At 72.1% G+C, this 16607-nt stretch carries 14 protein-coding genes; 6 read left to right on the top strand and 8 right to left on the bottom strand.

What is annotated here, in order from left to right; genetic code table 11:
- The first annotated feature begins 12 nt into the window (after positions 1–12).
- From AQJ46_RS07515 to AQJ46_RS07500, 4 genes are read left to right on the top strand one after another with little or no spacing between them, the layout of a single operon-like run.
- Positions 13–1542, top strand: a complete 1530-nt coding sequence (locus AQJ46_RS07515; protein WP_059204825.1) for a GMC family oxidoreductase — start codon at positions 13–15, stop codon at positions 1540–1542.
- Positions 1542–2648, top strand: a complete 1107-nt coding sequence (locus AQJ46_RS54105; RefSeq protein WP_059204824.1) for a quaternary amine ABC transporter ATP-binding protein — start codon at positions 1542–1544, stop codon at positions 2646–2648. Before AQJ46_RS07515 ends, AQJ46_RS54105 begins: the two co-directional genes overlap by 1 nt.
- Positions 2648–4585, top strand: a complete 1938-nt coding sequence (locus AQJ46_RS07505; protein ID WP_059204823.1) for an ABC transporter permease — start codon at positions 2648–2650, stop codon at positions 4583–4585. Before AQJ46_RS54105 ends, AQJ46_RS07505 begins: the two co-directional genes overlap by 1 nt.
- A 1-nt stretch (position 4586) precedes the next feature.
- Complete coding sequence (locus tag AQJ46_RS07500; RefSeq protein ID WP_059204822.1) at positions 4587–5534, top strand: ABC transporter substrate-binding protein; 948 nt, start codon at positions 4587–4589, stop codon at positions 5532–5534.
- On the opposite strand, the gene AQJ46_RS07495 is transcribed toward AQJ46_RS07500, so the two are convergent.
- From AQJ46_RS07495 to AQJ46_RS07485, 3 genes are read right to left on the bottom strand one after another with little or no spacing between them, the layout of a single operon-like run.
- Positions 5535–6260 (bottom strand): isocitrate lyase/PEP mutase family protein, encoded by a 726-nt coding sequence (locus AQJ46_RS07495; protein WP_059204821.1) that lies wholly within the window; start codon positions 6258–6260, stop codon positions 5535–5537.
- Positions 6257–6700, bottom strand: a complete 444-nt coding sequence (locus AQJ46_RS07490) for a carboxymuconolactone decarboxylase family protein (protein ID WP_059204820.1) — start codon at positions 6698–6700, stop codon at positions 6257–6259. The genes AQJ46_RS07495 and AQJ46_RS07490 overlap by 4 nt, the downstream gene beginning before the upstream one ends.
- Positions 6697–7194: a carboxymuconolactone decarboxylase family protein gene (locus AQJ46_RS07485; RefSeq protein ID WP_059204819.1), complete on the bottom strand. Its 498-nt coding sequence runs from the start codon at positions 7192–7194 to the stop codon at positions 6697–6699. Before AQJ46_RS07485 ends, AQJ46_RS07490 begins: the two co-directional genes overlap by 4 nt.
- A 46-nt stretch (positions 7195–7240) precedes the next feature.
- Between AQJ46_RS07485 and pdxR the strand changes: the two genes are divergently transcribed.
- Positions 7241–8629 (top strand): MocR-like pyridoxine biosynthesis transcription factor PdxR, encoded by a 1389-nt coding sequence (gene pdxR / locus AQJ46_RS07480; protein ID WP_059204818.1) that lies wholly within the window; start codon positions 7241–7243, stop codon positions 8627–8629.
- 59 nt (positions 8630–8688) lie between these two features.
- Positions 8689–9177, top strand: coding sequence for a carboxymuconolactone decarboxylase family protein (locus tag AQJ46_RS07475; protein WP_107117220.1), 489 nt, complete (start codon positions 8689–8691; stop codon positions 9175–9177).
- Between the two features lie 61 nt (positions 9178–9238).
- Here AQJ46_RS07475 and AQJ46_RS07470 read toward each other — a convergent pair whose 3' ends face one another.
- The 5 genes from AQJ46_RS07470 to pabB all read right to left on the bottom strand — a co-directional run bounded on the left by AQJ46_RS07470 (position 9239) and on the right by pabB (position 16604).
- A complete protein-coding gene (locus AQJ46_RS07470) occupies positions 9239–10033 on the bottom strand; it encodes an aminotransferase class IV (RefSeq protein ID WP_059204817.1) in 795 nt (264 codons plus the stop codon).
- Between the two features lie 13 nt (positions 10034–10046).
- Positions 10047–11216: an FAD-dependent oxidoreductase gene (locus tag AQJ46_RS07465; RefSeq protein ID WP_059204816.1), complete on the bottom strand. Its 1170-nt coding sequence runs from the start codon at positions 11214–11216 to the stop codon at positions 10047–10049.
- Positions 11213–12775: a class I adenylate-forming enzyme family protein gene (locus tag AQJ46_RS07460; RefSeq protein ID WP_059204815.1), complete on the bottom strand. Its 1563-nt coding sequence runs from the start codon at positions 12773–12775 to the stop codon at positions 11213–11215. The genes AQJ46_RS07465 and AQJ46_RS07460 overlap by 4 nt, the downstream gene beginning before the upstream one ends.
- A gap of 71 nt (positions 12776–12846) precedes the next feature.
- Entirely contained in the window at positions 12847–14373 is a 1527-nt protein-coding gene (locus AQJ46_RS07455) for a benzoate-CoA ligase family protein (RefSeq protein ID WP_059204814.1), read from the bottom strand.
- Positions 14370–16604 carry an aminodeoxychorismate synthase component I gene (gene pabB / locus AQJ46_RS07450; RefSeq protein ID WP_079072169.1) on the bottom strand — a complete coding sequence of 745 codons (2235 nt, stop codon included), beginning with the start codon at positions 16602–16604 and terminating at the stop codon, positions 14370–14372. Before pabB ends, AQJ46_RS07455 begins: the two co-directional genes overlap by 4 nt.
- Positions 16605–16607: the final 3 nt, after the last annotated feature.

Here is a 16607-nt window from a genome sequence, read left to right as displayed (position 1 = left end):
TGGAGTACCCCCATGTCCGAGCTCAAACAGGAGTACGACTACGTCGTCATAGGCGGCGGAACGGCAGGCTCCGTCATAGCCTCCCGTCTCACCGAGAACCCCGACGTCACCGTCGCCGTCATCGAGGGCGGCCCCAGCGACGTCGGCAGAGACGACGTCCTCACCCTGCGCCGCTGGATGGGCCTGCTCGGCGGCGAACTCGACTACGACTACCCCACCACAGAGCAGCCGCGCGGCAACTCCCACATCCGGCACAGCCGCGCCCGGGTCCTCGGCGGCTGCTCCTCCCACAACACGCTGATCGCCTTCAAGCCGCTGCCCTCCGACTGGGACGAGTGGGAGCAGGCGGGCGCCAAGGGCTGGGGCGCGGTGCCGATGGAGGCGTACTACGCCCGGCTGAAGAACAACATCGTCCCGGTCGACGAGAAGGACCGGAACGCCATCGCCCGCGACTTCGTCGACGCCGCCCAGAAGGCGCTGGACGTGCCCCGCGTGGAGGGCTTCAACAAGAAGCCGTTCGACGACGGCGTCGGCTTCTTCGACCTGGCCTACCACCCGGAGAGCAACAAGCGCTCGTCGGCCTCGGTGGCGTATCTGCACCCGGTGATGGACGAGCGGCCCAACCTCCGCCTCTTCCTGGAGACCTGGGCGTACAGGCTGGAGCTGGACGGCACGCGGGCGGAAGGCGTGCACGTGCGGACGAAGGACGGCGAGGAGACCCTGATCAGGGCCCGCCGCGAAGTCCTGCTGTGCGCCGGTGCCGTCGACTCGCCGCGTCTGCTGCTCCACTCCGGCATCGGCCCGCGTGCGGACCTCGAAGCACTCGGCATCCCGGTCGCGCACGACCTGCCGGGCGTCGGCGAGAACCTCCTCGACCACCCCGAGTCGGTGATCGTCTGGGAGACGAACGGACCGATCCCCGAGAACTCCGCGATGGACTCCGACGCGGGCCTGTTCGTGCGCCGCGACCCCGAACACGCGGGCCCCGACCTGATGTTCCACTTCTACCAGGTGCCCTTCACGGACAACCCGGAACGTCTCGGGTACGAACGCCCGGCGTACGGCGTCTCGATGACCCCGAACATCCCCAAGCCGAAGAGCCGCGGCCGCCTGTACCTCACGAGTGCCGACCCGGCCGTCAAGCCCGCACTCGACTTCCGCTACTTCACCGACGAGGACGACTACGACGGCCGCACTCTCGTCGACGGGATCAAAATCGCCCGCGAGATCGCGCGGACCGAACCGCTCGCCGGCTGGCTGAAGCGGGAGGTGTGCCCGGGCCCCGACGTCACCGGTGACGTGGAGCTGAGCGAGTACGCCCGCAAGGTCGCGCACACCGTGTACCACCCGGCGGGCACCTGCCGTATGGGTGCCGCCGACGACGAACTGGCCGTGGTGGACCCCGAGTTGAGGATCCGGGGCCTGGACGGCATCCGCATCGCCGACGCGTCCGTGTTCCCGACCATGACCGCCGTGAACCCGATGATCGGGGTGCTCATGGTCGGCGAGAAAGCCGTAGACCTGCTGGGAGGTGGTGCGTGATGAGTACGACCGCGACCATGGAGAAGCCGCCGACGACGGACCAGGCGGTGTTCTCCGTCGACGGCCTGTGGAAGGTGTTCGGCCCCAAGGCGGACCGCGTTCCCGAGGACGCCGAACTGTCCGCCCTCGACCCCGCCGACCTGCGCGCGCAGACGGGCTGCACGGCGGCCGTCCGCGACGTGAGCTTCGATGTCCGCAAGGGCGAGGTCTTCGTCGTCATGGGCCTGTCCGGCTCCGGCAAGTCCACGCTGGTGCGCTGTCTGACCCGGCTCATCGAGCCGACCGCCGGCACGATCCGCATCGACGGCGAGGACGTCCGCGCGATGGACAAGTCCCGGCTGCGCGAACTGCGCCGCCACCGCGCCGCGATGGTCTTCCAGCACTTCGGCCTCCTCCCGCACCGCACGGTCCTCGACAACGTGGCGTACGGCCTGGAGATCCAGGGCATGGGCAAGGCCGAACGCCGGGCACGGGCCGCCGAGGTCGTCGCCAAGGTCGGCCTGGAGGGCATGGAACAGCGCAGGCCCGCCCAGCTGTCCGGCGGCCAGCAGCAACGCGTCGGCCTGGCCCGGGCGCTGGCGGTGGACCCGCAGGTCCTCCTCTTCGACGAGCCGTTCAGCGCGCTCGACCCGCTGATCCGGCGGGACATGCAGGAGGAGGTCGTCCGCCTGCACCGCGAGGAGGGCCGCACGATGGTCTTCATCACCCACGACCTGAGCGAGGCCCTCAAACTCGGCGACCGGATCGCCCTGATGCGTGACGGCAAGGTCGTCCAGCTAGGCACCCCGGAGGAGATCGTCGGCTCCCCGGCCGACGGCTATGTCCGCGAGTTCGTCCGGGACGTGCCGCGCGAACAGGTGATGACGGTCCGCAGGGCCATGAAGCCGGGCGACTGCGCGGGTCCGACCCACCCGGGCGCACTGGCCCCGGACTCCGTCGTCGCCGACGCGATCAAGGTCGTGGCCGGCAGCGGCAGGCCGGCGTGCGTCGTGGAGAACGGACGGTGCCTCGGCGTCGTCGACCACGAACGCCTCCTCGGCGTCGTCGCCGGAACGGAGCTCGGCAAGGGCGCCGCCGGAACGGAGCTCCGCAAGGAGGCCGTCTGATGGCAACCGTCACCGCGTCCACACCCCGCGCCCTGCCCAGCGGTCTGCTCAGGCACCGGGCCGTCCACAAGCTCCTGCTCATCGCCCTCGCCGCCGCGGTCCTCGTGCCACTCGCCAACGCCCGCTGGGCCAGCGGCAGCTGGCCGAGCGCCCTCACCGTCGACCTCACGAGCCCGCTCTCCAAGGCGAGCGACTGGATCATCGACAACCGCGACAGCCACCCGCTGTTCCTCTACTTCTTCGGCTACGTCAGCAACGCCGTCGTGATCTCCGTACGCGCCGTGTATCTCGTCCTGCTCGGCGCGGGCTGGGCCGGCGTCACCGCGTTCGGTGCGCTCGTGGCCTGGCGGGTCGCCGGCGTCAGGCTCGCCGTGGGCACGACGGCGGCGTTCCTCGCCTGCGGTCTGCTCGGCATGTGGGTCCCCACCATGCAGACCCTGGCCCTGATGGTCGTCGCCGTCCTCGCCTCGGTCGTCGTCGGTGTCCTGCTGGGTCTCGCCGCCGGGCTGTCCCGCCGTATGGACAAGATCCTGCGTCCGGTCCTGGACACCATGCAGGTGATGCCCGCCTACGCCTACCTCCTCCCGGTGGTCCTGGTCTTCGGCATGGGCGTGCCCGCCGCCGTCCTCGCGACCGTCGTCTACGCCGCCCCGCCCATGGCCCGCCTCACCGCGCTCGGCCTGCAGGGCGCGGACAAGGAGGTCCTGGAGGCGGTCGAGTCGCTCGGCACCACCGCCCGCCAGCGGCTGCTGACCGCGCGTATCCCGCTGGCCCGCAAGGAACTCCTCCTCGGCCTCAACCAGACGATCATGATGGCGCTGTCGATGGCCGTCATCGCCTCCGTGATCGGCGCCGCCGGCCTCGGTGACCGCGTCTACCAGGCGCTGGCCTCGGTCGACGTGGGCGCGGCGCTCGCGGCCGGCATCCCGATCGTGCTGCTCGCCGTCGTCCTCGACCGGGTGACGGGCGCGGCGGGCGACGGCACCGAACCACGAGGGCGCGCGGGTTGGGCGTACGCCCTCGCCGGAGCCGTCGTCGTGGCGGTGGCCGGGCGTCTGCTGGGCCGTCTCGACTGGCCGGACAGCTGGACCCTGAACATCGCCGAGCCCGTCAACCGGGCCGTCGACTGGATGACGGGCCACCTCTACTCCGGTGTCCCCGTCGTCGGCGGCACCGCCGACTGGGCCGGCCATTTCACCACCTGGGTCCTCGACCCGGTCCGCGACGGGCTCCAGGGGCTGCCCTGGTGGTCCGTGCTGCTCATCGTCGCCACCCTGGCCTGGCTGATCGGCACCTGGCGCACCGCGCTCACCGCGGTCCTCGCCATGGCCGCGATCGGCGTCCTCGGTGTGTGGACATCGGCGCTGGACACCTTGTCGCAGGTCCTCGCGGCCGTCGCCGTCACCCTCGTCCTCGGCTTCGCGACGGCCGTCGCGGCGGCCCGCAGCGACCGTGTCGAGCGGCTGCTCCGGCCCGTCCTGGACGTCTTCCAGACCATGCCGCAGTTCGTGTACTTGATCCCGGTCGTCGCGCTGTTCGGCGTGGGCCGCGCGCCCGCCGCGGCGGCGGCCGTCGTCTACGCGCTGCCCGCCGTCGTCCGCATCACCACACAGGGCCTGCGCCAGGTCGACCCGGCCGCGATGGAGTCCTCGAAGTCGCTCGGCGCGACCAGCTGGCAGCAGCTGCGGCAGGTCCAACTCCCGCTCGCCCGGTCCGCGTTGCTGCTCGCCGTCAACCAGGGAGTGGTGCTCGTGCTCGCCGTCGTCGTCATCGGCGGCCTGGTCGGCGGTGGCGCGCTCGGCTACGACACCGTCTTCGGCCTGGCCCAGGGCGACCTGGCGACCGGCCTGGTCGCGGGCGCCGCCATCGTGTGCCTCGGCCTGATGCTCGACCGGGTCACCCAGCCGACCGAACGCCGTACGGGGAAGGGAGCCTGACATGCGAGTACGTGCGATCGCGGCGGGCGGTGCCCTGCTGCTGCTCACCGGCTGCGGCGCCGCCGACATGACCAAGCAGGCCTCGCCCTTCGCCAACGCGCAGGGCGCCAAGTCGGTGACCCTGTCCGTCCAGTCGTGGGTCGGCGCGCAGGCCAACGTGGCCGTGGCCCAGTACCTCCTCGAGCACAAGCTCGGATACCGCGTCGACACCGTCCAGGTCGACGAGGTCCCCGCCTGGGACGCGCTCAGCCAGGGCCGGGTCGACGCCATCCTGGAGGACTGGGGCCACCCCGAGCAGGAACAGCGGTACGTCAAGGACAAGAAGACGATCACGGCGGGCGGTGGACTCGGTGTGACCGGGCACATCGGCTGGTACGTCCCGACGTACTTCGCCAAACAGCACCCGGACGTCACGAACTGGAAGAACCTCAACAAGTACGCCTCGCAGCTGCGCACCGCGGAGAGCGGCGGCAAGGGCCAGCTGATGGACGGCTCCCCGTCCTATGTCACCAACGACAAGGCGCTGGTGAAGAACCTGGACCTGGACTACCAGGTGGTGTTCGCCGGTTCGGAGGCCGCGCAGATCACCCAGATGAGGCAGTTCGCCAAGGAGAAGAAGCCCTTCCTGACCTACTGGTACGCCCCCCAGTGGCTGTTCGAGAAGGTCCCCATGACCGAGGTGAAGCTGCCCGCCTACAAGGAGGGCTGCGACGCGGACCCGGCGAAGGTCGCCTGCGCCTATCCGCACACCCCGCTCCAGAAGTACCTCAACACGGACTTCGCCAAGTCCGGCGGCAAGGCGGCGGCCTTCCTCAAGAAGTTCAAGTGGACGACCGAGGACCAGAACCAGGTCTCCCTGATGATCGCCGACCAGAAGCTGACACCGGAGGAGGCGGGGAAGAAGTGGGTGGACGGCCACGAGTCCACGTGGAGGGCGTGGCTGTCCTGATCACTGTTTCCGCAGTTCGGTTGCCTTCCCCTGAAGCGCCAGGGCAGCCCAGCGCTGAAGGCCCGGTCCGAACGTGACGCGAGTGGCCCCGAGTTCACCGAGTTCGGTGGGCGAGGGGCCCTCGCCGTCCAGGCGGCCGAACATGTTGACCGGCCCCTGGATACCGGACCGCAGCAGGGGGAGCACGCCCACCGGGGCGCCGATCGGGTAGACGCAGTCGGCGCCCGCGGCGACGTACAACGCGGCCCGCTCGATGGCCCGTTCGGGATCGCCGTCGCCGTACGAGAACGTGTCCACGCGGGCGTTGACGAACAGCTGGTCACCGGCCGCGTACCGCACCTCGGCGAGCCACTCGGCGTGCTCGCGCGGGTCCTTGAGGACACCCTGGCGGGAGTCCTCGAGGTTGCAGCCCACGGCACCCGCCTCCAGCAGCCGCTCCACCAGCTCCTTCGGCGTCAGCCCGTACCCGCCCTCGACGTCCGCCGACACGGGGATGCGCACGGCTCCGGAGATGCGCGCCACCGCGGCGAACATCTCGTCGGCCGGCGTGGACCCGTCCTGGTGTCCGAGCGCGGCCGCGATCCCCGCGCTGGGCGTGGCGAGCGCCGGGAACCCGGCCTCCTCGCACACCCGGGCGCTGAGGGCGTCCCAGGGGCCCGGCAGCACCAGCGGATCGCCCGGGAGGCGACTGCGGTGCAGGGCGCGGAAGACCTCCACCTTCCTCACGGCCGGTAACCTCCGGGCGGGATCCGGCGACCGACCATCACCCGGTTCCAGTTGTTGATGGCGACGACCAGACCGATGAGATGGGCGAGTTGCCCGTCGTCGAACTGCTCGGCGGCGGTGGCCCACACGTCGTCCGGCACGAACCCTTCCGTCAGGACGGTCACCGCCTCCGTCAGCGCGAGCGCGGCCCGCTCCCGCTCGTCGAAGACGCCCTCCGCCTCCTCCCAGGCGGCCAGCAGGTCGAGCTGCTTCTCGCTCACCCCGTGCTCGCGGGCGATCCCGAGATGCATGTCCAGGCAGAAGGCGCAGTGGTTGAGCTGCGAGGCCCGGATGACGACGAGTTCGGCGAGGGCGGGGTCGCCGAGCCCTCGTTTCGCGGCGGCGCTGAGCGCGGACAGAGCCCGGCCGACCTCGCGGTCGAGGACCTCCGTACGGCTCACTGGTGCTGCCCCGCCTCGTAGTGGCCCGCGACCATACGGCAGGACACGCCGAACCGGTTCCACGCGTTGATCACCGTGATCGCGGCGATCAGCTGGGCCAGCTCGGCCTCCTCGAAGTGCTTGGCCGCGTGGTCGTACACCTCGTCCGGCACGAAGCCGTCGGTGAGGACCGTGACCGCGTCGGTCAGTTCGAGGGCCGCGGCCTCCTTCTCCGTGTAGAAGTGCCGTGACTCCTCCCACGCGCCGAGCTGGATGATCCGCTCGACGCTCTCACCGGCTGCGAGGGCGTCCTTGGAGTGCATGTCGAGGCAGAACGCGCAGTGGTTGAGCTGCGAGGCGCGGATCTTCACCAGCTCCAGCAGCCGGGGGTCCAGGCCGCGCCGGGCGGCCGTGTCGAGGCGGAGCATCGCCTTGTAGACCTCGGGGGCGTGCTGGGCCCAGGACAGACGGGGGGCGTGCTCGGGGGCGTACGGGACGGTTTCCTCTGTGGTCATGCCTCGACCCTAGGAGCCAGGCAGCCCAGGAGTATGGTCCACTTCCATGGCGAAACCCTGGGCCACTTTCGGCGTCGACCTGCACCTGGAACCCACCGGAGGAGGCGTCCGGCGGGGCCTGACCGACGCCCTGCGCGAGGCCGTCCGCACCGGCCGCCTCGCGCCCGGCACCCGACTGCCCTCCTCCCGCGCCCTCGCCGCCGACCTCGGCATCGCCCGCAACACCGTCGCCGACGCCTACGCCGACCTGGTCGCCGAGGGCTGGCTCACCGCCCGCCAGGGCTCGGCCACCCGCGTCGCAGAACGTACGGTCGTCCCGCCGACCGGCACCCCACCTCGGCCCCGCGCACCCGGGCGCCCCACCCACAACCTCGTCCCGGGCACCCCCGACCTGGCCTCCTTCCCACGCGCGCAGTGGCTCAAGGCCGCCCGTCGCGCCCTCGCCACCGCCCCCTACCAGGCACTCGACTACGGCGACCCGCGCGGCCGCATCGAACTGCGCACTGCCCTCGCCGGCTACCTCTCCCGCGCCCGCGGGGTACGCGCCGACCCCGAACACATCCTGGTCTGCGCCGGGTTCTCGCACGGCCTGCGCCTCCTCGGCGCGGTGCTGCGGGCCCGGGGCGCCCGCACGGTCGCCGTGGAGTCGTACGGCCTCGACGTGCACTGGAACCTGCTCGCGGCCGCCGGTCTGCGGACCGTGCCCCTGCCGTTCGACGAACGCGGCACGGACCCGGGGGAGTTGACCGACCAGGACGCGGTGCTGCTCACCCCCGCCCACCAGTTCCCGATGGGCGGCACCCTGCACCGCGACCGGCGGGCGGCCGTCGTCGAGTGGGCGCGCCGCACCGGCGGCCTGGTCGTCGAGGACGACTACGACGGCGAGTTCCGCTACGACCGCCAGCCCGTCGGCGCCCTCCAGGGCCTGGACCCCGACCACGTCGTCCACGCGGGCACGGCCAGCAAGTCCCTCGCCCCCGGCCTCCGGTTGGGCTGGCTGGTGCTGCCGCCCGGCCTCATGGAGGAGGTGCTGGCCGCCAAGGGCGGCATCGACTCCTGCGGCTCCCTCGACCAGCTGACCCTCGCCGAGTTCCTCGTCTCCGGTGCCTACGACCGTCATGTGCGCGCCGCCCGACTGCGCTACCGGCGCCGCCGCGACGCCCTGGTCGCCGAGCTCGCGCGGCGCGCCCCGAGGGTCCACGCCACGGGGATCGCGGCCGGCCTGCACGTGGTGCTGCGGCTCCCGCCGGGCACCGAGCAGTCGGCGCTGCGGGCGGCGGCCTGGCAGGGCCTCGCGGTCCACGGGCTGCACCGCTACCAGCACCCCGAGGCCGGCGTCGAGCGGCGCGACGCGCTCGTCGTGGGCTACGGGACACCGCCTGACCACGCCTGGTCGACAGCGCTGGAGGCGCTGTGCGCGGTGCTGCCCGAATAACGCCGATCATTTCAGCTGTTCCCCATTCCCGAATACGGTCGCGTGGATAGAGTCGCCCCATGAACAACAGTGCATCCATATCCCGTGTGGCCCTGAAGAAAAGCACCCCCGACGTGTCGGCGGCGATGGGCTCCCTGCACGCCGCCGCCGTTTCCACGGCCCACGACGCCAAGGTCGAACCGGAACTCCTGGAACTGATCCGGATCCGCGCCTCGCAGATCAACGGCTGTGCGTTCTGCCTCGACATGCACACCAAGGACGCCCGTGCGGCGGGCGAGACCGAGCAGCGGATCTACGCCCTGAACGCCTGGCGGGAGACCCCCTTCTTCACCGGACGCGAGCGCGCCGCACTGGCGTTGACCGAGGCCGTGACCCTGGTGCACGACGGTCAGGTGCCGGACGCGGTCTACGCCGAGGCCGCGGAGGTCTTCGACGAGACGCAGATCGCGGCACTGATCTGGGCGGCGACCGTCATCAACGCGTACAACCGGATCGCCATTGCCACGCGCATGGTGCCGGGGGGTTATCAACCGACGCCGAAGAATTGAATTCAGGCATCTTTGAATGCGCCGGACCGCATATGGTCCGGCGCATTTTCAGGTAGCGAATTCACCTGCTCGGCAACGGCTCCATGAGGCTGTCCAGCCACGCCCGCCATTCCGGGGCGCGCTGCACCGGTGCCGCCCGCAACGGCCCTCCGATCCACCCCGTCACCGGCCGGATTCCGTGCAGCGCGTTCACCAGCCACACCTCACGGCCGTCCAGCCCGGCCACGGTCCGCTCGCGGTGGGCGACGGGGATGCCCTCGCGCCGGGCCCGCTCCTGGACGAGCGCGACGGTCACCCCGGGCAGGACCGGCAGCCGGGGCGGAGGCAGGCACAGGGTGTCGTCCTCCCACCACAGCACGCTGGCGGTGGCCGCCTCCAGCACGGAGCCGGAGGGCGCGACCAGTACCGCCTCCTCCGCGCCCGCACCGGACGCCCGCTCGCGCACCCGGGCGAGGGCACCGAGGTCCGGTCCCTTGCGGCGGGGCACGGTCCGTGGATCGGCCTGGCCGGTCGCCCAGACCCCGACGCCGGTCCCGAGCGGGGGAGCGTGCCGCAGCAGCAGCCGCAACTCCAGGGAACCGGCAGCGAGTTCGACGCGGGGGAACCACTCGCCCGTACGGGGCAGCGCGTCGGTCATGTCCCGCCAGAACTCCAGCAGCCGGCGCAGCGGAGGCCCGCCCACCTCGCCGCAGGTCCGCAGGAACCGCTCCCGGTGGCGTTCGAGCCCGCGCACCCTGCCGTCCCGCACCAGCCAGGAGTCCGCGACGAGCAGGGGTGTCGTCGGCTCCGCGGCAGGGGTCAGCCCACGGGCCGGTGACCACGCCGACAGCCCCTCCACAATGACCGGTTGTGTCACAGCCGCTCCTTCCTCAGTACTTGCGGCCGGCGTTCACCGGCGCTCCGTGCCGTGGCCCGTACGGCGCGTGCTCCAGCCACGAGCCGCACCACGGCAGCACCGGCGCGAGCGCCGCCGCCGCCCGCTGACGGGCCCGGACGATCCGGCGCCGGGGCCGCAGATGGTCCAGCGCGGCCCCGGCGGCGGCACTGTTGAACAGCGCCGCGGACCGCCGTACGTCGGCGAAGGCCTCGATCGTCCCGCCGGTGATGGCCTCCGCCGCGGCCGCCGCGTCCGCGATGCCGCTGTTCATGCCCCGCGCCCCGAACGGCGGGAACAGATGCGCCGCCTCCCCGACGAGCAGCACCCGCCGGTGCGGATCGGTGAACGAGGCGGCCACCTTGCGCAGAAAGCGGTACGTCGACACCCACAGGATCCGCTCGCCGTACCCCTCGCCCACCACCGCCGGAAGCCATCGCCGTACCGCCTCCTCGGTCCCGAACTCCTCCTCGGCGTCGTCGTCCCGGCACTGCAGGTCGACCTGGAAGCCCCCGGTGAAGGGCACCCGCATCACACTGCGCCCCCCGGTGCCCGGATGCTCGTAGTGGAAGATCCGCTCGGGTGCCGGGTCGGCACCGGGGGTGTGGGCCACGTCGACGACCACATGGAAGCCCTCGCCCCGCTCGCCCTCCATGGCGATGCCCAGCGCGCCCCGCACGGCGGACCGGGCACCGTCGGCGGCGACGGCGTACGCGCAGCTCCACTCCCGGCCGTCGCCGCAGCTCAGCCGGACCCCGGTCGCCGTCGTACGGACGTCCAGCACCCGTGAGTCCCACACGAACTCCACACCCGCCCGCTCACACGCGGCCCGCAGGAAGCGCTCGGTGTCCACCTGGCGCAGGCTGGTGAAGGGCGGCGGGCCCTCCTTCGGCGGATAGGTGCGGGAGTACACCTCGCGCCCCCGGTAGAGGGTCCGCCGGGTGCGCCAGGTCTGCCCGTACGCGGTGATCTCGTCGGCCAGTCCCGGACACATCCCGTCGAGCAGCGCGAGCGTCTCGCGATGCACGAACAGGGCTCGGCTGCCGGGCCTTTCACGGTCCTTCGGCTCCGCCTCCAGCAGCACGACCTCCCGCCCGCGCGCCCGCAGCGCGAGCGCCGCCGACAACCCCACGGGGCCGGCGCCGACCACCACGACCGGTGTCACGCGCGCGCACCCTCCGCGAGCATCCGGGTGATCTCGACCCGCTTCACCTTCCAGGTCGCGGTCATCGGCAGCTCCTCGAACCGCCACTGCCGCGGCTCGGCCATCGCCGGCAGGTCCGCCGTCGCCTCCCGCCAGCGCCCGAGATCCAGCGGCCGCTCCCCGCGCACGCACACCACCGGCACCGGCTCCCGGTCCGCACCCGGCACGATGACGACCTCCCGGAGCTCCTCCAGACGCTCCATCAGGGTGTCCTCGACCTCCAGATTGCTGTGCACCGAGTCGATCCGGTCGATCTCCCGGTCGATCAGATGCAGGGTGCCGAGGCGACTGCGGTAGCCCATGTCGCCCATCTCCCACCAGCCGTCGTTGAGTTGACGGTCGTAGCGGTCCTGCATGCCGAGGTAGGTGAGGATGCGGCCCCGGGTACGGGCCTCGATCCGGCCGCTCGTCCCGGCGGCGACCCGCTCACCGCCCGGCCCCGTCACACGCACGCGGGTGAAGCCGGGTATGCCGATCCCGACCCGCCGCCCGTCCGCGCGTGCGGCACTGCGCCGGGTGAAGCACTGGAAGGCGACCGGACCCGTCTCGCTCTGCCCGTACAGCTGGATCAGCCAGGGCGAACGGCGCTTCGAGGCGCCCAGCAGCCGCCGTACCGTGCGCGGGTGGATCGCGTCGAACGTCGAGCCGTAGGACCGCACCCGCGACAGCGGGGCACCGGGCGCGTCGGCCAACTCCTCCCACAGTACGAACGTATTGGGGTGGGTCTCCACGATGCCCGGCCGGTGCCTGGTCAGGAGCGGTCCCACGGCGGCCGGGTCCGGGTCGGTGATCAGCAGCAGCGGGCTGCCGAAGTGCAGCAGGACGCCGAGCAGATGGTAGAAGCGCGAGTGCACGAACGACATGTGCAGCGCCGCGGTCTCCCCGCGCGTCGGCCAGCCCATCGCCTTCTGCGGTACGAGCCGGTTCCACATGGTGTTCGCGCAGTGCACGGCGAGTTTGGGCAGGCCGGTGGTGCCGGAACTGTGGGTGATCAGCGCCGGCTCGCGGGGATGGAGGCGTACGGGCGGCGGGGGCTCGGTGCCGGCGTACTTCTCCAGGCGCCCGGCGCCCGGCGCGTCGTCCACGGCGAGGACCTGCCGCACCCGGAGACCGACCCCCATCAGCGGCCCCTCCAGCTTGGCCCGGTCGGTGACCAGCCACGGGTGCCTGAGCCGCTCGATCAACTCCCCGACCACCTCACCGGCCAGCCCGGGGGAGAGCAGCACGGGCACCGCGCCGATACGGGAGACCGCGCAGGTCAGCAGCACGATGTCGACGTTGTCCGTCTTGTGGACGACCACCTGCTCCGACGGCCTCACCCCCGCCTCCCACAGGCGTCCGGACAGATCCTCGACGACCTCTGCCAACGCCGCGTAGGTCAGATCGACACCGAGTGCGGGATGGGTGTCCAGCGGCCGGTCCAGGGTCACGAAGACGGCGCCGTGCCGGTCGGCTGCCCGGCGGAACACCGGGCCCAGGTAGAAACCCCGGTCGGTGAAGGGGGGTTGCTGCTCTCGCATGGGGCCGTTCCTCTCTGCGGTGCGGCTACGGTGCTGGTGCGGTGCCTGTGGGGTGTCCTTGCCGTGGTCGGTCACCAGGCGCCCCGGCGGACCAGGTGGCGGCGGAGCTTGCCGGTCGGCGTGCGGGGGAGCGACGGGACCAGGCTCACGCTTCTGGGCACCTTGAAGGCGGCCAGCTGTGCGCGGGCCAGGCCGAGCAGGTCCTCCTGGAGACGTCCGTCGGGGACCGGGGCGACGGGGACGACGAACGCCCGCAGCCGGCCGACCCCCCTCCCGTCGGTGACGGCCACGACCGCGACCTCCTTCACCGCCGGGTGGGTGCGCAGTACGGCCTCCACCTCCAGCGGGGAGACGGTGATGCCGCCGACCATCTCCATGTCGTCGGCGCGGCCCAGGTGCCGGTACGTGCCGTCGGCTTCGCGGACCGCCCGGTCACGGGTGGCCAGCCAGCCACCGACCAGGGTGCGTTCGGTCTCCTCGGGCCGGTTGAGATAGCCGGGCGTCACCGTCGGGCCGCGCACCCACAGTTCGCCCTGCGTACCGTCCGGGACCGGGTGACCGGCGCGGTCGCGCACCTCCACCTCGAAGCCGGGCACGGGGCGGCCGACGGTGCCCGGACGGTTGTGGCCGAAGCTGTTGGCGCAGAAGGCGTGACCGGCCTCGGTGGAGCCGATCTGCTCCAGCACCGGCGCACCGAGCAGCTCGGTGACCTGTCCGCCGAGCCCCTCCGGCAGGCCCTCGCCGGCCGACACCGCGGCCCGCACCGAGGCGAAGCAGGCCTCGTGTCCGCTGCCCCGGTCGGCCACCAGCGCGGCGTACGCCGACGGCACGGAGTACAGCAGGGTCACCCGGTGCCGGGCGACGAGCTCGTCCACGGCGGCCGGGGTCGGGCGCCGGTCCACGAGTACGGCGGAGGAGCCGGAGAACAGCGGGAAGACGAAGGCGTTGCCGAAGCCGTAGGCGAAATACAGCTTCGACACCGACAGAGCGACGTCTTCCTGGCCGATCCGCAGCAGCCGCCGGCCGATGAGGTCGTGGTACGCCTTCGGGTCGCCGTGTGTGTGCACGACCCCCTTGGGACGGCCCGTGGTGCCCGACGTGTACTGGACGTACAACGGCGTGTGCGCGTCGACCCGGTGGGCGGGGGCCGGCTCGGCGGAGGCGGTGAGCGCGAGCAGCTGGTCGGCACCGAGCCGGGGCCGCTCGGCGAACCGGTCCTCCAGACCCGGCCCCGTCACACACAGCGCGACGTCGGCGTCCGCGGCCATGAACGCGTGGTCGGCCGCGGGGAGTTCGGGGTTGACGAGGACGGCGACGGCCCCGAGGCGCGCGACGGCCAGGAAGGCCGTCACCCAGGCGATCCCGTCCGGCAACGCCAGCACCACCCGGTCACCCGGCCGGGTGCCGTGACCGGCGAGCACGGTGGCTGCCCGGGCCGCGAGCGCGTGCACCTCGCCGTGGGTCCAGGCCCGGTGGCCCTGGTGGAAGGCGGGCCGGTCCGCCCAGCCGCGCCGCTCGGCGAGATCGGCGAGCTGAGCGGCGAGATTGCCGGGGGCCTCGAAGCCGGCCGAGGGCAGCACGGGCTGCGCAGTCGTCATCGGACCGGCTCCTCGGTGGCCGTGTGCCCTCCGCGGGCGTCGGCGCGGACGGCTGTGTGCCGCCGCTGCTCCGCCGTCCGCTCCGCGGTGTGCAGGTGCAGCGCCCTCATCTGCGCCGCCGTCTTCAGCAGCATCTCGTCGTACTCGGCGACCGGATCGGAGTCGAGGACGATCGCGCCTCCGGCGCCCAGCTGCATCAGCCCGTCGGCGAACACGGCCGTACGGATGACGATGTTGAGATCCGCGCCCCCGCCGCACCCCAGATAGCCGAGGGCGCCGGAGTAGACCCCGCGGGCCTCGGTCTCCAGGGAGTCGATGATCTCCATCGTGCGCAGCTTCGGCGCCCCGGTCATCGAGCCACCGGGAAAACAGGCCCGCACGCACTCCACCGCGTCGGTCCCCTCCCGCAGCCGCCCCTCCACGGTGGACACGAGCTGATGCACGGTGGCGTACGTCTCCGTGGCCATCAGCCGGGTCACCCGCACCGACCCGGTCCGGCACACCCGCCCCAGGTCGTTGCGGAGCAGGTCGACGATCATCAGGTTCTCGGCGCGCGTCTTGGCGTCCGAGGCCAGTGCGTCCCGCAGCCGGGCGTCCTCCTCCGGTCCGGCCCCGCGCGGCGCGGTGCCCTTGATGGGCCGGGCCTCGGCGATCCCGTCCCGGGTGATCCGCAGGAACCGCTCGGGGGAGGAACCGGCCACGTCGACGTCCCCGAACCTCAGGAACGCCGCGTAGGGGGCCGGGTTGACCCGGCGCAGCACCCGGTAGAACTCGTACGCGTCCGGCGGGGCGGGTAACCGGGCCGCGTTCGTCAGACAGACCTCGTAGCTCGTGCCCGCCCGCAACTCGCGTTTGCAGGACTCGATGTCGGCGAGATAGGTCGCCCGGTCCCGCACCAGCCAGGGCTCGGCGGCGCCGATATCGGAGTCGAGGTCGGGGTCGGTGAGCCCCGTGGGTGTCGGCAGCGCGGGTATCGCCGTCGGGTCCGGCTCGGTGGCGACGAAGGTCAGCTGGGCCAGCGTGCTCTCCAGCCAGTCCTCGGCCTCCCGCGCGGCCTGCGGGGTGTCCTCGGCCAGGCAGACCGCGTAGGTGAACCCCTTCAGATGGTCCACGGCGATCAACCGGTCGGCGAACAGCCAGCAGGCGTCCGGGACCTCGGAGGTGTGCCGGTTCGGTGAGCCGCAGTCGGCCTTCATCTCGTAGCCGAAGTAGCCGACATAGCCGCCGGTGAAGTCGAAGGGCAGCCCGGCGCCGTCCACCCGGCGGCTCGTCAACTGCCGGCCGAGATAGTCGAAGACGCTCGCCGCGACCTTCCTCGTCGGCCGCCCGGCCCGCTCGATCTCGCACCTTCCGCTCTCGACGTCGTACCGGACGAACTCCGCGAGCGGACCGCTGTCGTCACCGAAGAACGAGAACCGCGAACGCCCGTCCTCGACCAGCGCGCTGTCCAGCCAGAACGCCCGCCTCGACGCCGCGTACATCCGGGTGAAGGCGGCCTCGGTGTCGACCGCGCCGGCGATGCGCCGAGTGTGCAGACGGTAGGCGGGCGCGGCCGGCCGAGGGCGCGGGACGACCCGCGCGGGCCGGGGGATCACCGCATCGGGCGGGGGCACCGCGGTGTTCTTCGTACGCGTTCTGCGGGCCCGTTCCGCAGTGAGATTGCGGAAGTTGACGAGCATGCGGTGGCCGTAGTCGGTGAGCACGGACTCCGGATGGAACTGCACGCCCCACAGCGGCCGGCTGCGGTGTCTGAGTCCCATCAGCACGCCGTCCTCGGCCCAGGCGGTGGCCTCCAGCGCCTGCGGGAGCGGCTCGGACACGGCCAGCGAGTGGTAGCGGACCGCGGTGAAGTCCTGCGGCAGCCCCCGGAAAAGGTCCCGTCCGTCGTGCCGGACCGTCGACAGATGACCGTGCCGCGGCTCCGGGGCGGATCCCACCCGGCCGCCCTCGCCGAGCGCGATGCCCTGGTGTCCCAGACAGACGCCCAGCACGGGAATCGGCGACTCGGCGAGCACGGCGGTACTCAGTCCGAAGTCGCGCGGCTCGGCCGGGTGCCCGGGTCCGGGCGAGACGACGACATTGTCGAATCCCGCGAGGTTTGCCCCGAGATCGGGAAGCGCGCCGACCGCGTCATTGAGGACGACGACCGGTTCCTCGCCGTTGACCTCGGCGATCAGCTGGAACAGGTTGTACGTGTACGAGTCGTAATTGTCGATGAGCAGGGTCTTCACCCG

It is taken from the genome of Streptomyces canus (genome assembly GCF_001514145.1).
GTDB lineage: Bacteria > Actinomycetota > Actinomycetes > Streptomycetales > Streptomycetaceae > Streptomyces > Streptomyces canus.
This window is presented reverse-complemented; position numbering and strand designations above follow the sequence as displayed.

What these genes read in the sequence shown, in the direction of transcription:
- AQJ46_RS07515 (WP_059204825.1), top strand. Translation starts at nt 13, where the DNA reads ATGTCCGAGCTCAAACAGGAGTACGACTACGTCGTCATAGGCGGCGGA.
- AQJ46_RS54105 (WP_059204824.1), top strand. Translation starts at nt 1,542, where the DNA reads ATGAGTACGACCGCGACCATGGAGAAGCCGCCGACGACGGACCAGGCG.
- AQJ46_RS07505 (WP_059204823.1), top strand. Translation starts at nt 2,648, where the DNA reads ATGGCAACCGTCACCGCGTCCACACCCCGCGCCCTGCCCAGCGGTCTG.
- AQJ46_RS07500 (WP_059204822.1), top strand. Translation starts at nt 4,587, where the DNA reads ATGCGAGTACGTGCGATCGCGGCGGGCGGTGCCCTGCTGCTGCTCACC.
- AQJ46_RS07485 (WP_059204819.1), bottom strand. Translation starts at nt 7,194, where the DNA reads ATGACCACAGAGGAAACCGTCCCGTACGCCCCCGAGCACGCCCCCCGT.
- pdxR (WP_059204818.1), top strand. Translation starts at nt 7,241, where the DNA reads ATGGCGAAACCCTGGGCCACTTTCGGCGTCGACCTGCACCTGGAACCC.
- AQJ46_RS07475 (WP_107117220.1), top strand. Translation starts at nt 8,689, where the DNA reads ATGAACAACAGTGCATCCATATCCCGTGTGGCCCTGAAGAAAAGCACC.
- AQJ46_RS07460 (WP_059204815.1), bottom strand. Translation starts at nt 12,775, where the DNA reads ATGCGAGAGCAGCAACCCCCCTTCACCGACCGGGGTTTCTACCTGGGC.
- AQJ46_RS07455 (WP_059204814.1), bottom strand. Translation starts at nt 14,373, where the DNA reads ATGACGACTGCGCAGCCCGTGCTGCCCTCGGCCGGCTTCGAGGCCCCC.